This window comes from Nostoc sp. JL33 (genome assembly GCF_017114985.1).
Classification (GTDB): domain Bacteria; phylum Cyanobacteriota; class Cyanobacteriia; order Cyanobacteriales; family Nostocaceae; genus Nostoc.
The window spans coordinates 122,593-137,345 of record NZ_JABXKP010000049.1 but is presented as its reverse complement, the minus strand read 5'-3'; the positions used below and the strand labels follow the sequence as shown (position 1 = coordinate 137,345).

The following is a 14,753-nucleotide window of genomic DNA, read 5'->3' as shown; positions in this document are numbered from 1 at the left end:
TGGGCTTTCTGGCTGTAATGAAATGGTAAGTTTATTTCCGCCAACCTGTACTTTCAATTTAAAATTCAAAAAGCCTCATTCTTCAATGTAATTATTGAAAAATGAGGCTTTTTGCGAAAAAAACGTATTTGTAACAGCAATTTTGTGAAATGATGTAGCATAACTGAGTGTCCGTAGTTTACCGCCTTCGGCATCGCTGGCCTTGTCAAAGACTCATGACTAAAGTAACATCTCAAGAAATTGCACAGTTTCGCTCTCAATTGGCAGATGATCCTAGCGATATGGAAGCGCTAGATTTGATTGAAGACTGTGATGGAGATTTAGAAGATGCGGCGATGACGCTAGCTATCCGGGCAGGACAACAACCAGAAAGAGCAAATTCTGAGTGGTTAGATGCCTTGGCTAGAAAATGGCGTGTAGTCATTTGCGAACAAGAATATCGGGAAGATTTGCTTAATACTTCACCTCAAAAGATGATGGAACATCTAAAAGCAATGCCGACGTTTCCTAAAATTTTGGCAACACCAGTTTTGATATATGTTCTCAAGCAAGGCGTGAACAATTTTTGTGAGCCACTAGATTCGCTAAAGTGATCAGATGTACATTTAACTTGTGCTAACTTGTGCGATGCCTGCGGTTCTTGCTAGCCTACGCGGTTGGCAGTTGGTTCAATACAGACCTAACCCCCAACCCCTTAAGAGCTAGCGCCTAACTCCTGTACAGACGCGATTAATCGCGTCTGTACTCCTAACTCCTGTACAGACGCGATTAATCGCGTCTCTACTCTAAACTTCTACCCAATGCAAGATGATTCGACAAGGACTGATACGCTGTTAATTAAGGCAAAACTTCTATTAGACAAATTTTAAAATCAATGAATTACCTTGTTGCCGTATTACCAGACCGCATTCAAGCCGAAGCTGCTTACTTAGCTTTAGAAGAACAAGGCATAAACAGTACTATTCTGGGGAGGGGCTATAAAACGGCTGACGAGTTTGGCTTAATTGACCCCAAAGACCAAGCTAAAAAGCAAGCAAAACTGATGGCAACCTGGCTGATACCATTTGGCTTTTTTGCAGGTTTTACATTCAGCCTGATCACTGATTTAGATACTTTTGCCTGGGCGGGTGAAGTTGGCAATCACATCGTTGGCGGACTCCTGGGTGCTGCTAGTGGTGCTATGGGTGGTGTGTTTGTCGGTGGCGGAGTCGGTTTACTCGTAGGTAGTGGTGATGCTTTACCTTATCGCAACCGCTTAGATGCGGGTAAATACTTAGTTGCCGTTCAAGGTTCTGAAACTCTCACTCGGCAAGCAACCCGAATATTACGTCAGTTTGATCCAGAAAATATCCAAGGTTATGCTGACACAAATACTGTGTATTGAATGATTCGTAGTTTACAGATCACGACACAGCGACTTGAGTTGCTTCCCTGTTCTTTGGAGGTGGCGCAAGCCGTTGTGACAAGAAATAAACCCCAAGTAGAGAGGCTTTTGGGGGTACAGGTTCCCGATGATTGGTATGGATCTGAGGTGTTAGATATTTTCCCAATGTATGCTCAGATGCTAATAGATGATCCTTCCCAGTTGGGTTGGGGTGTCTGGCTAATGATTCACATTGCCGATTCTACTTTAATTGGCGATTTGGGTTTTCTTGGCAAACCTGATCAGAGGGGAACTGTAGAAATGGGTTATGAAGTGCTATCAGCCTATCGCCAGCAGGGATTTGCTTTTGAAGCAGTACAAGCACTGGTCGATTTTGCCTTTACTCAGCGAGAACTCAAGAGAATTATCGCTCATTCTCCAGACGATCATGCTGCCTCGATTCGCATTTTGGAAAAATTGGGAATGCAACAAATTGCTAAGGATGAAAACCTGCTGGAATGGGAATTAAACTTAGAATCAAGATAGTTTTAAAGAGGGGGATGGGGCATTGGTAAAAGATAAATTACTAATGACCTAATGACTAATGACTAATGATTCAGACAGCACTCTGAGTAGATGGCGGCTTTAATGGTACTTCATCAGTCTCGGCACTAAAAGCATCTGCCAGTTCAGGACTAGCGATCGCTACAGCGCTCTCATGCCATTCATGGATGATCGCGTCAATTATCTCCCATGCTGTAGTTGAGGAATCTATCAACCGAAAAGCCTCACTCAGCTCCTTGATAAAGTCTTGCAGATCATCTTCTTCAAACACACTCAGCCATCCATAAGGATGTTCAAAACCGATTTCCTTTCCAAGTAACAAAGAGAAGGCGACAGTTAATGCCTCAAAAACAGCTTTACTCTGTGTTACTGCCTTCACGAGAAAAGTCACTTCCTCGCGGCGCAACAAGGCAAAAGACTGATCGTTGCGCGTAATTGTCACTGGACGTTCTAAAGCTTTGTCCAGAACTCGCCCAGGCTGACGATTCAACTCAGTAGCTGTAATTAACTCATCTGAGTAGATATTGCCGAAAGTCCCGATAGACATAGGTTATGCGTTTTTAGTCAACGCCGATTTAATAAAATTATTAGTCCCTACGTATAATTGTACGTACTATTCATCAGGGGTCAATAGGGATTAAAACTCTGGGTGCTGGAACTATCAAAAGAAAAGCATGAGAGATTTTTAGACTAGAGAAAATGCCGTGTCATAGTTCAATATCAGTAAGCAAGAACTAAGTGGGGAGTTGTTCTCACTTCTCAAAGTGCTTTATTTATAAAGGTTTTAAACAAGCAGTGCTGCTCAACTTTCTTGCGAAGTCGCGGCTTTTGTATGGCTTTATTTTTATGTACTTATTAAGTAATAAACTCTAATTAAACTTACTTTTACGGTAAGAATTCTAATGTATTAGGACTTACGCAGTGAAAACCTGAAACCTCGTTCGCGTAGCGTGCGCGAAGCGCACTCCCACCTAACCCCCCGATAAATTGGGGGGGATCTGAAAAGCTCCCAATTTATCGGGGGTTGGGGGATCTCTTCTGCGTAAGTCCTAAAGTATTGCTGCTAGTGCTGGTGGGATATCCACAATCCAGGTTTTATGTTTCCCTTTGGTGATAGACTTGCGAAAAGTGATAGCACCAGATTTGATATAAGTCATCCATAATGCTAGTGCTTCTGATGCCTTACAGCCTTAACTTGTTACTAATGGCTGAAATGAGAATTAAAGCTAGAATCAAGATAGTTATAGCAGATTAATTCTCAATTCATAACTCATAACTCATAACTCATAATTTTTAAGAATGTTGCCACGAGAAGAACTTTTAAAAGGTGTTGAAAATCGAGATAGTGTAGCTCGTGTAATCGATCAAGCCGAACAAGCGATCAAAACTTGGGAAGTCGTTTTGACTGATTTTCTGTCTCCCCCAGAATTGGCAGAAATTCAACGGGTGTTTAACCGATTAACAGAAGTGCAATTGGTGGCGTGGGGTGGATATCCGCAAGCTGAACGCCAAAGAATAGCGATCGCTCGTTCGGAACTTCCCTTAGATCAATCTCAAGTCAGCCTTGTAGCTGTGGAAATTGCTGGTAATTTCCTCTTTGATACCGCCTCTCACCGCGACTTTTTAGGCGCAATGTTGGGGACGGGAATTGTTCGTGAAAAGACAGGAGATATTATTGTCTTGGGAGAACGAGGGGCGCAGGCGATCGTCGCACCAGAGTTAGTGGAATTTTTGTCAATGAGTCTTAAACAGGTGCGATCGGTTGCTGTGAAAACTCAGCGAATTGAGGTAACTGAATTAAAGGTTCGGGAACCCAAGAAAAAAGAATTAACTACTGTGGAGGCTTCTTTGCGATTAGATGCGATCGCATCTGCCGGTTTTGGCATGTCCCGCAGCAAAATGGTTGATTTCATTGATGCTGGTGATGTCCGCGTCAATTGGAAGGAAGTTACCCAAGCTAGTTCTCAAGTCAAATCAGGCGACTTAATCGCCATTCGCTCTAAAGGACGTTTAGAAGTTGGGGAAATTGCCGTTACAAAAAAAGACCGTTACCGAGTTCAATTAACAAGATATATTTAATTTTAAATAGACGTAGGGTACGTTAGCAAACTCACATCTTGCACCTAGCCCTGGCGATTAGAAATCGCGGCTATACAAACGAAGTCCACGGAGGTGGACTAAGAGAAAATCAAAGGTTTTTAACCCACGGAGGTGGGTTTCGCCTGTGTAGCCGCGACTTCCAGTCGCCTGGTGCAAGATATAAGCAAAGCGTAACGCACCGCCCAAAGGTTTTGGTGCGTTACTCGTAACTCCTAACTCCTAACTCCTAAATATATATACTTAGGCTCTAAAGTGTTTGGCTAATATATTCAGCAGAAGTTTGCGCGGTACGAGCCGAGATAATCTGCTTCTAATTTGAGTGGTAGTATCAGAACTAATAACAGTGGGATAGCCTTTTTCCAAAGCTTCTAAAGATTCCAAAACCACTTTTTCGCAAGAATATACTTTATCTGTACTGCTTGCCAGCGCTGGAGGAAAATTAGCTTCTGCAAAAAAGTTTGTTTCTATTGGCCCTGGACAACTGACTAAAATACGGACACCATATTGACGATTTTCTGCCCATAGTGCTTCGCTAAAGCTGAGAATAAAAGCTTTACTGGCAGCATAAACAGAAAGGTATGGTATCGGTTGAAATGCGGTAATTGAAGATACATTAATAATACTTCCAGAACGACGTTGCCGCATCAAGGGTAAAAATTTATGGGTTAAATCTACCAATGCCAAAATGTTTAATTGTACGATTTTAATTTGTCTTTCTCCATCCCCTTCAGCAAAGTCGCCATAGTAACCAAAACCAGCATTGTTGATTAATAAGTCAATGGTTAATCCCTTTTCTTTAGTAACATCAAATACAGTAGCAGCTGCATTAGGTTCTGTGAGGTCTTTGACTATAACGTCTACTTGAATTTTGTATTGTTCTTGTAGTTGTTTAGCTAATTGGCTTAGTTTCTCTTCAGAACGAGCAACGAGTACAAGATTTGTCTTGCGTGCAGCTAGTTCCTGGGCAAAAGCTTTACCAATTCCACTAGATGCGCCAGTAATTAAAGCAGTTGGCATTCTACATATTAAGATAGTTTTTAAGCACTATTATAATATTAACTATGCTGGCTATAAATTTTAACTACCTAAAGTGATATACCCAAAAGCGTAATTGAATTGCCAATTACCATTTTTCAGACCAATAGATAATTTCTGAGGCTGAATTATTAATTGCGACACCGTAGCTATCTCCATGATTCCACTTGAAGCCAGGTCTACCTTTGTCCTCTGCATTTAATACCAATATTTCATAACTAGCTGGAAAAGATTCTGTATGAGAGTCACTCGTGTAGAAGAAAGTTGTCGGCACACCATTAGGCTGGTTTATGTGGTCGTTTGTGTTACCACCCGTATATTTGTGCTTTGCACTACTTCTATATTGTGAAAGTAATGTTTCTATTTTTTTTTGTGGCTCTTTCAGCCTAATTTGAAAAAAACTACTTCCTGGCAAAAATTCGGGAGAGTAAGCAATGCTAACGTCTTTTGCATCAGTGGGAATCTCATTAGGAAAATGTTTTACTTGGTCATTATTAGACCATAGCTGATTACGAATTTCTTTGTAGCGTGATGTATCAGTTATTATTTTAGGTTCGCTAGTACTGCTAAAAGTTGTTCTCAGAAAAAAGCTTCCCCCGAAAATACTAAGACTAGCAAGGGCTAATAGAAATTGCGATCGCTTCATCGATTTGGGCTATCTAATTTTTATAGTCATATACCTAACTAATAAACTAAATTCGTACTATTGCGGATATAGCCTCAGAGATATTAACAGAAACTTTGTATATTCAGGGAAATTATCAGGTATTTGTAAAATTATTGTGAATATAAGCCATGCTTGCCTAGTCAAATACCGCAAGTTATCCTTCGGAGATTAGGGTAACTATTGTTACTTTTTACCACAGGAGAACAGAGACTTTCGGCGATCAAACTTCAAAAGGGCAAAAAGAATACTGCTTTTACAGTAAGCTTTTTAAGAGACTATATAGTTATTTTCACCAACGTCTACTAGTACTACCGTTGTATATAAAAAAATCAATCCCACAGCCAGCCATTCTTTTTTCAATCCTTCCTGATGCAGCGAGAACTAAAGCGGATATATAAATAGTAGATGCACCTTAATTAAATCACAGCCCTCAGCTTTTAGTTGTGGGCTTTTTTTTGCCAATATTTTTTAATCTCTGAACAAAATAAATTTGCTCACAAGTTAAATCTTCCCGGATATAGCAATCAAGAAAGCGGATTAATAAATGGTAGATGCACCTTAATTAAATCATAGCCTTCAGCTTTTAGTTGAAGGCTTTTTTATTGGTAATATTTTTTAATCTCTGAACAAAATAAATTTGCTCATAAGTTAAATCTTCCCGGATATAGCAATCAATAAAGCGGATTAATAAATGGTAGATGCACCTTAATTAAATCATAGCCCTCAGCTTTTAGTTGAAGGCTTTTTTATTGCTGATATTTTTGAATCTCTGAACAAAAGAAATTTGCTCACAAGTTAAATCTTCCCGGATATAGCAATCAATAAAGCGGATTAATAAATGGTAGATGCACCCTAATAAATTACAGCCCTCAGCCCAAAGCTGGGGGCTTTTATTATTTAAATATAGATGGCAGCATACTGGGAGCTAACCAGACTGCATAACCAAGAAATCCAAACAGCAAGGTAATCAGGACAGTAATGCCGTAGCTGATGCAAATTAATAAACCGTCAGATTCGATGGTGGCAACAGTCAAAAGTAAAATACCTACAGTCGGGATGGGATTTGTAAACGGAATTGGTAATATTAGTAATACTATTAATAAAGAGATACAAAACCCATTAATTCGCCAAATCAAAGGATTATGGGCTATTTTTGCCAATCGGGGACGAGCGATTTTCTCTAAAACTTTGGTAAGACGTCCCAAATTTTGCAAAAGTAACTCGGCAAAGGGGCGAGGAAATTTGTAGTTAGCGATTCTTTTGGGTAGCCAAGGCGATCGCCTCCCTAAAAGCATTTGGACTGACAACAGTAAACAAGCAGCACCAAAAGGGCCAGTTAATCCCGGTGGCATAGGAAATAAAAAGGGCAAAACTAATAGTGTAATTACCAGGCTGAACCCTCGTTCTGAGGTTTCTGCTAGGATATCACCTAGAGTCAACGGTTGTTCAGCTAGGCGTTGCAACAGGGACTTTATATCTTGAGAAAATCTCAGAGCCATTTGGGGTGAGTTGATGCGAGTTCCCACATTTATTTATAGCAGAGGGAGAAATCAATTCAAAATTCACGCATTGAAGAAAAACACGACTTACGCAACTGTCACAAGCAATGGCGCTTGCACTCTCGTAGGCGCGCCAACAACTAGAAATTAGCAAAACACATGGGTAGCAAATTTTTGAGCCAAACGGCATCAGTAGAGCGATAATAGATATAGAGATCAAAATATGTTATATGTCCTTCGCCTCCTCCGCCTGTTGTGTTGTCGTCCTCAACCAACAACAAGAGCAAAATCAAAATATCTGCTACCAAAACCAGTGCCAGGATGTGCCAGTTAAGCAGAGCAAGAGCATGGTTAAAACTTGTACTGTAGTTGAAAATGGTCGGGTTGTAGTTAAACCCTTGCAACCACCAGTCAATGAGATTTCCGAGTAACTTTTTGGTATTTCAACTCTTTTCATCTAAAGGGAAAACATCGTGAAAGCGGTTGTAATCAATGTAGCGATGTCCATCAGGTGTGCGATGGAAGATATCGACAAATTGATTATTCCACAAAATCTCATTAGCACCATAGGTATGACGGGCATGAACGATCTGTGCAACCGTTTCATCAAGGCCACTCAAAGAGATGATCAGAATAGTATTTGTCTGGGTTAACGATTCTGGTGTCATCCCATATAAAGGACTAAACTCATCAATGACATGCATCACTGACCAGCTTAAGGTGAAGCTAGGTGTTTGGTTCGTTAGCAGTTTGAGATCGTGGAACCGACGTATGAACTGCCCTTCTAAGGTTACTTCGTCGCGCATCAAGTAGACTCGCATTTGCGCCTCCAGAATCATATTGCGACGCTTATTAGCGCTGCGAAATATGAGAGTCGGCATCTGATTATGAGATGTTATTACAGCAACACGGCTAAAGACCACACGGGCTGTCGGTCGAGAGAATCGAGCAAACGCTAGTCCTGTCATTAGAGCAATTCCCACCAAACCGATCATTGCTTCAATGGTGACAATAATGTTGGCGTAAGTTGTTTTAGGATACATTGCCCCATAGCCAATGGATGCTAGGGTTTGCACGCTAAAGAAAAAGACATCTAAAAAAGAGCCAGGTCGGGCGTTGGCAATACAATCTCCTCCTATCAAGTAACTTAGGGCAAATAGAGCATTAATAGTTAGATAGGAAGTACAAATCAGCAGCAGAAAGCCAGTCCAGGGAATCGTTAGCAGCAGATGATAAGGATCGCGCCAGTAGGAATGCCATGCACCGATACCCATAATCTCAAATTTTCCATCTCGAACTTGAATCTGAATCGGTGGGATCAGACGCTGTCGTTTCTTCGGTGAAAGTCTCTTAAGTCGAAATTTCATTGCAAGTAGCCAAAAGAACGGCAACTGCTTAGTATTGTAAATTAAGTTGCTTTGGAGACATTCCACTTAGCCGCTAGGGAACGGGAAACTTCACCTTTCTATACTTTTCTGAGCAAAAAAATAGAGTGTGCAATGCCCACCCTACTAATTAATTTTCTAGAAAGTTATTTTCCCGGCTTTAGTGATTGACCTTTAGAACAGCGATCAAACCACTCCTGGTATTTTTTCTGGTGTGACTCATCTTCAACAGAAATGGTAACACGCACCTGCTTGCATCCGTGATTTCGCTCTAGTGCGATCGCATTTAACAATAAACTAGCAATTTTAGGGGAGCTAAATTCGCTGCTTACCGTTAAACCGCTGTCAAAACGTGTAACTTCAAATCCTTCTACTTCGGTCAAGTCAACGCCAGAAATTTCCCCTTGTCCTAAATCAATTTCTGCAAGTTGTTTGTGTTCTGGGCTAATTTGCTCCACAATCAGCTTTTCACGCCGCACAGGAACTTGTATCATCCGGGTTTCGATGACTTTGCGAACAATCACCTCACCAACTTTACGCTTACTGGTTTCAACAACTAGCCGTTCTTCTACTAAACGAATAATCTCTTCTTCGGTAACCTGTTCTAAATTTACTGGCTCAAATGGGCTATTTGTAGTTTGATTATTCGCTAGTTGCTCAGTTGATTCTGATAGTGTGGGTAGATGCGGAGCCGCTTGCCGATAGTCATCGCCTGGCGTTTCTGTTTGTAAATATTCAGGCATATATTCGATTTCTGATTTGTTTAAGTCTATGAAAACAGATTTAGTCGGCTTGTCAATTTGTTTTATTCTCTGGCTCTGCAACCGAAATAAAGAAGGATGTTTCTCGGCTAACTGCTGACCATATTCTAAAGTTTCTTGATTCGCCTGGTTAGATATAATTAAGTTTAGCCGGCGATTAGCATCAACAATTAAATCATGAACTACTCCTACTAGTTGACCTTGCCTATCGATGACAGCAAAATTCTTCACCTTCTTTCTTAAATCTGCTATTGAGGTGCTAGTCCGTTCGTCCGTATTTGCCTGTCCAATGTTTTTTGTCATCGGTTGGCTGTTCATATGCAAAATTTGTGAACTGCTTTCTAGTTAAGTATATTAAATCTATTGATCTATTTGAATACCATTTAGAAATTGTTTGCGAGAGATATATTTATACAACCCATATCCAGAGCCATATTCGCAATCCAAAATCTCAAGTGGTATCAGCTATTGCAAGCACAGGTAAAGCTAATTTAACAGCCTCACCTGCACTATGTCGAATTATTTATTAGTCATTAGTTAGTAGCTAATGACTATATTTTGTTAGCGTTCTTCAATTGGAAGATTACCAGAATTCACATCTAACTCTTCACGACGCACAGTTTCTTGAGTTTCAACTGTCTCTTGATCGACCACTTTTCTAACTCTGACTTCTTCACGCAAAAATGCTTCTTTGCGAATATCAGGAGTTTCTTCGTGGAGTTCTATACGAGCAACTTCGCCTTCACGGAAGTCTGCTTCGCGCCCAGAAGCGGCAGTCCCTGCATCTGCTGGAGTTACACGCTCAATCACAACTCGTTCTTTTTCTATTGGCACTGCAACCCGTGCAGTCTCAGTCTCAACGTGCTTACCAATCGCTACTTCTCCAGTTTTTTGGCGTCTCTTACTGGCAATTAGCCGTTCTTCATATAATCTCAGAGTTTGATGATCTTGCTCATTTAACCCGTATAAAGAAGGCTCATTTTCGTAAGTATAGTTATCGCGATTGTAAGTAGGCGCAACCGGCTGCTGATAGGTTGTATCCGCTGCTGCTGTCGCTTCCAATGGTAATGATGCTTCTAAAGGAAGCGTTGAGCCGGGTTGGCGATATACCCCACGCACCCGTTCTTCATAATCATAATCAAGCGCTTGGCGTTCACTGAACTCAGGTAAATCTTCTGCTTGCTCTCTAGTCAAGCCAATTGTGTAGACGCGATCGCTGTTATAATCGACACGGGCACGAGCGATTGGTAGTAATACTTTTTTACCAAAAATCCAGAAGCCTAAGTCAACGACTAAATAGCGGAAATGACCTTCTTCATCCACTAAAACCTCGCTGACAGTGCCAACTTTTTCATCAGTTCCTTGTGTATAAACCCCAAGCCCCTTAATGTCCTGACCTTCAAGGGAATCGCGGTAGTTAGGCTCAAAATCTTCTAGTTTGTAGAGAACCATTATATTAACCTCAAAAATTTTTTCTTCATCTACTTATAACTAAACTATAGATTTATTTATTTATTTACCTCCTTCTGGCGAATGAATTCTTTTAAGAATTAAACAATCAAAAGTTATAAATTTATATTGATGTTGATGGCATATAACAAAAATAGGGTTAAGTTAAGGGCTGTTTATCGGATTGATTATATAGTAAAGATTCTGCATTTAATTACAAGACTCTGATTCGTGACTTATTAGAGAAGTTGGCAATTTTGTTGTTTAGACTTGCAATAGTACATTCTTACTAAGATAAATAAAAACACAGGCAAAGCTAAAAATTAACTTTGCCTGCATGATTATTTCAGATAAGTGTACCAAACAAATTTATTCACCAGCTACTTAAATAGCTTCATTTGTAGTAGTACCATGTTCCTGCACCTGTAAATTACCCTCAGTATCAATATCTAACTCTTCTCGACGAATGGTGTCTTGTGCTTCCACAGTCTCCCGTTCTACTACTTTCTTAACTCGGACTTCTTCACGCACATACGCTTCTTTATGTATCTCAGGCGTTTCTTCATACACTTCTATGCGTGCTACTTCCCCTTCTTGAAACTTAAGTTCATTGGGATCTACAACCTTTCCTGCTTCTGTTGGCACAACTCGCTCAATCACAACTCGTTCTTTTTGAATAGGTACTGTAACGTGTGCAATTTCTGTTTCAATGTGCTTACCAACCGTTACCTCTCCAGTTTTGATGCGGTATTTGTTGGCAATTAATCGTTCTTCATAGAGTTTAAAAGTTTGATGTTCTTGCTCATTTAACCCATATAAAGCTGGTTCATTTTGGTAATTGTATGTATCGCGATCGTAAGTCACATTACTGGTTGGAGAACGAAATACACTACGTACCTTTTCTTCATAATCATTATCAACGATCGCGTCTTCTTTGAAGTCAGGTAAATTTTCTATTTGCTGCCTGCTTAACCCATTAACATAGACGCGTCTTGTAGGATAATCGATCCGGGAAAGACCAATTGGTAGTAATATTTTCTTGCTAACAGAATCTAAGCTTGTATCAATAATTAAATACCGAAAACGACCATCGTCATCAACTAAAACATCAGCGACTGAGCCAACCCTCTCTCCTGCCTGAGTATAAACCTCTAGCCCTTTAAAGTCGTCTTTGCCAAAAGTTTCTCGATAGTTTGGGTCAAAATGTTCCAGTTTATGAAGAGGCATATGGTATTCCCAAGTTTTTTAGAATATCAAGTATTTTAAACGATATTTTGCTGTGTCTCCTCCTACTAGCGACTGAACTTAATTGAGATGAGATCAGGACTTACGCAAAAAGGCAGTGAAAGCCTTGATTTACCGTAGGGGCAATTTATGAATTTCCCCTACAGCGTTTACTCTTGCATAAGTCCTAGAGAGATTTTATGGTTTATAGTTATACTTTATGAGGAAAGTACTCAAGTTGGGTAATGTTGATAATCAATAGAGATACAACTAAAGTTATAATCACCAATACAGCTTTACTGGTATAAAATATTTCTTAAGCGGAAAAGATATACTTTTTCATCTAAAATCTAAGTAGTCTAAAAATATCAAATAGATAAAAAATTAAATTATTTCAATAGGATTTGGCTAATATCATTACACAACTAAAATACTGAATTTTGTGTTTAGATTACTTGAAAACTAAAGCTAAAACTTGCCCAACTATTCACATCAAAGATATATGAGTCGGCTGCTGTGACGTTCATCTCCGTTTTGAGGGCACTGGCGTTATGCAAGTCTTGTAGCAAGTCTTGTGCAACGTCTAAGGAATTCAACAACAGGCCAATCGGCCCTTGTTCGGCTGTGGAATAGTTAGCAGCCTTGAAAGCGGCGAGAGTTTCGCTAAAGGGGGCAGTACTAACAATCAGTTGTTGTTCGTAAAAGAAAGCTGGCCCTGAAATCACCCATTCGGAAGCAGCATTAGTTTGGGGTAGGGTGAGGGTTTCACCTGGGGCGATGACGACTTCTTTGAGGAGGGGCTTGGTGTCCGCAGTGTTTGGTTCTTGGGGGGTTTCCCAAGAGTAAAAGGCAATTGCTGTATGATTATTGTTTAATCCCAGCAAGATTAAATATACTGGGCGATCGCTGTGATTTTCCACGCGATATTGCATTCGACTACCGATAGGGACAATCGGAGTGGGGGCTGATTTTTTAATCGAAGTTTCAGTTTTAAAAGTTCGTATTGTTTCGCGCTGCATGACGACGCGAGGCGATATGTCACTAATTATTTCTAAGGTTGCCTTGAGAGCCAATCGGGAAGAACCTTGATTTTCTGTAAGTCGCCATAACTTTGCTGCTAGCAAGGTTGATAATTTCGGCGCTAACCTTTGCACTGTTAATTTTACTGCTTCTCCTACTTCCCCACTGGTATTGGGAATTAGCTCGCCACCAAGAGAAAATAGACCATAACGACTGGGAATTTCCTGTAACTTAGCAAATATATAATCAGCTGGTTTTTCTCCTGCTACTACGGTGGACACATGGGAAAATCCGGCAAAGGCACTTGTGGCGTCTACCCGCTCAATTCTTTCCAATCCAGTATCCAGAGCTATTGTTAAATTAATATTTCGGGGTAAAACCCGGACTGCTTCTTGGACGAGTTGCCCGACTTGTGGAGGAGTTGTACTATCAATTTTGGAAATTTGCGCTTTTGCTGTTAACCCAGTCCGCGATCGCAATACCAATTGCTCTGTTGTTGCTAGGCTGAATCGAGAATTAACTCCGTAGTATAGCAGCACTTGTGGAGGTAATCCTGCCAACCAGAGATGGACTGTTTTGCCGTCTTCTTCAATAGCACTCACCACGCCTTCTGCACCAATGATACTGTCTGGAAAAGAAGAGGCGAAACCTAACCCCCCAGCCCCCTTCCCTACAAGGGAAGGGGGAGAATTCAAAGCTCTCCTCTTAGGAGAGAGGTTTTCCAGATCCCCTGGTTGCTGTTTGCTACCCAATTTGGATAGAGAATTTTCCACATAAGAGAAGGCGACTTGAATTGTGCTGGCTGGGGTGAATTCCCACAAATACTGCGTCAAGGCGTAGGTAAATAACCCAGCACTAAAACCAGAAAAGAGTCCTTCTCTTGCCGACTGCTTTGATTCTGAGGTAGCTGCTAAAACAATCGGAGTACTGGGTAACTTCTGAGTTTTAAGTTGTTTGAGCAAGTCGAGTTCCTCTGCTGCTAGCTTTGCTTCTGACTCTTGAAGGGCGCGAATTTTTAACCCTAAGACTGTGCTAGGAGCATAATAGCTAGTATCCAATACTGCTGTTACTTGGTTTGTAGGGAGCGATCGCAATAATAGCAGTAGAGTTTCTTCTAATATGTAGTTGACTATTTTCTCATCTTGTGATTTATTACTTCCATTAGCTGGTACTAGAGCATTTTGGATTGTATCTGGCGATGTTTCCAATTTGGCACGACTACCATAGCCGCTAAAGTGGAAGACAACCACATCACTAGGTTTAGCTTGCTTACTCAAGTGATCTAAAAAAGCTGCCTCAATGAATTCCCTGCTAGCTTGTTCCTCAGTTAAAGTTAGGATATCTGACCCTTGGAAGCCAAAGCGATGAATCAAAAGTTCTCTTTGTAGTTCCACATCGGTCAAACAACCACTTAGGGCTGGAATGTGTGGGTATTGGTTAATACCTATTAACAATGCCAACTTACGCGGACTAGGTTGTGCCAAAGCTTGATAATAGCGATTTCCCAAAGTCAACCACTCAGCTTCAGTTACCCCCAATACCGCGAGTATTGAGCCAATTCTGTGTAAAAACCTGCGCCGTTTCATAATTAGCTATCAGCTCTTAGCTACCAGATAGCAGCTTACAGGGCTGAACTCTATATTGTAAAGTTACAGTTGATGCTGTTTGCTTGATCAAAGTGTGGGG

General features: G+C 40.7%; 14 protein-coding genes. 5 read left to right on the top strand and 9 right to left on the bottom strand.

Features of this window, described 5'->3' with window-relative positions; all coding sequences use genetic code 11:
* The first annotated feature begins 215 nt into the window (after positions 1-215).
* From HWQ23_RS13215 to HWQ23_RS13205, 3 genes are all read left to right on the top strand, one after another.
* The gene (locus HWQ23_RS13215; protein ID WP_012409408.1) at positions 216-593 is read left to right on the top strand and encodes a hypothetical protein; all 378 of its coding nucleotides are present in this window, start codon (positions 216-218) and stop codon (positions 591-593) included.
* A 281-nt stretch (positions 594-874) separates the two neighbouring features.
* The gene (locus HWQ23_RS13210; RefSeq protein WP_292828896.1) at positions 875-1,384 is read left to right on the top strand and encodes a hypothetical protein; all 510 of its coding nucleotides are present in this window, start codon (positions 875-877) and stop codon (positions 1,382-1,384) included.
* Positions 1,385-1,909, top strand: a complete 525-nt coding sequence (locus tag HWQ23_RS13205) for a GNAT family N-acetyltransferase (RefSeq protein WP_292828894.1) — start codon at positions 1,385-1,387, stop codon at positions 1,907-1,909.
* Positions 1,910-1,979: 70 nt separating this feature from the next.
* Here the strand turns inward: HWQ23_RS13205 and HWQ23_RS13200 are convergent, their stop codons facing one another.
* The gene (locus HWQ23_RS13200; RefSeq protein ID WP_292828892.1) at positions 1,980-2,474 is read right to left on the bottom strand and encodes a hypothetical protein; all 495 of its coding nucleotides are present in this window, start codon (positions 2,472-2,474) and stop codon (positions 1,980-1,982) included.
* A gap of 752 nt (positions 2,475-3,226) precedes the next feature.
* Here HWQ23_RS13200 and HWQ23_RS13195 point away from each other — a divergent pair.
* Positions 3,227-4,006, top strand: coding sequence for a photosystem II S4 domain protein (locus HWQ23_RS13195; protein ID WP_292828890.1), 780 nt, complete (start codon positions 3,227-3,229; stop codon positions 4,004-4,006).
* A 261-nt stretch (positions 4,007-4,267) separates the two neighbouring features.
* On the opposite strand, the gene HWQ23_RS13190 is transcribed toward HWQ23_RS13195, so the two are convergent.
* The 3 genes from HWQ23_RS13190 to HWQ23_RS13180 all read right to left on the bottom strand — a co-directional run bounded on the left by HWQ23_RS13190 (position 4,268) and on the right by HWQ23_RS13180 (position 7,228).
* A complete protein-coding gene (locus HWQ23_RS13190; RefSeq protein WP_292828888.1) occupies positions 4,268-5,044 on the bottom strand; it encodes an SDR family NAD(P)-dependent oxidoreductase in 777 nt (258 codons plus the stop codon).
* 106 nt (positions 5,045-5,150) lie between these two features.
* A complete protein-coding gene (locus HWQ23_RS13185; RefSeq protein WP_292828886.1) occupies positions 5,151-5,708 on the bottom strand; it encodes a hypothetical protein in 558 nt (185 codons plus the stop codon).
* A gap of 914 nt (positions 5,709-6,622) precedes the next feature.
* Positions 6,623-7,228, bottom strand: coding sequence for an exopolysaccharide biosynthesis protein (locus HWQ23_RS13180; RefSeq protein WP_292829042.1), 606 nt, complete (start codon positions 7,226-7,228; stop codon positions 6,623-6,625).
* 230 nt (positions 7,229-7,458) lie between these two features.
* On the opposite strand from HWQ23_RS13180, the gene HWQ23_RS13175 reads away from it, so the two are divergent.
* Positions 7,459-7,659, top strand: coding sequence for a hypothetical protein (locus HWQ23_RS13175; RefSeq protein ID WP_292828884.1), 201 nt, complete (start codon positions 7,459-7,461; stop codon positions 7,657-7,659).
* A gap of 12 nt (positions 7,660-7,671) precedes the next feature.
* On the opposite strand, the gene HWQ23_RS13170 is transcribed toward HWQ23_RS13175, so the two are convergent.
* From HWQ23_RS13170 to HWQ23_RS13150, 5 genes are all read right to left on the bottom strand, one after another.
* Positions 7,672-8,595 carry an ion channel gene (locus HWQ23_RS13170; RefSeq protein ID WP_292828882.1) on the bottom strand — a complete coding sequence of 308 codons (924 nt, stop codon included), beginning with the start codon at positions 8,593-8,595 and terminating at the stop codon, positions 7,672-7,674.
* 164 nt (positions 8,596-8,759) lie between these two features.
* Positions 8,760-9,677 (bottom strand): YsnF/AvaK domain-containing protein, encoded by a 918-nt coding sequence (locus HWQ23_RS13165; protein ID WP_292828880.1) that lies wholly within the window; start codon positions 9,675-9,677, stop codon positions 8,760-8,762.
* A gap of 258 nt (positions 9,678-9,935) precedes the next feature.
* Entirely contained in the window at positions 9,936-10,826 is an 891-nt protein-coding gene (locus HWQ23_RS13160; RefSeq protein WP_292828879.1) for a DUF2382 domain-containing protein, read from the bottom strand.
* Between the two features lie 381 nt (positions 10,827-11,207).
* Complete coding sequence (locus HWQ23_RS13155) at positions 11,208-12,050, bottom strand: DUF2382 domain-containing protein (RefSeq protein WP_292828878.1); 843 nt, start codon at positions 12,048-12,050, stop codon at positions 11,208-11,210.
* A 443-nt stretch (positions 12,051-12,493) separates the two neighbouring features.
* Positions 12,494-14,653 carry a caspase family protein gene (locus HWQ23_RS13150; protein ID WP_292828877.1) on the bottom strand — a complete coding sequence of 720 codons (2,160 nt, stop codon included), beginning with the start codon at positions 14,651-14,653 and terminating at the stop codon, positions 12,494-12,496.
* Positions 14,654-14,753 lie beyond the last annotated feature (100 nt).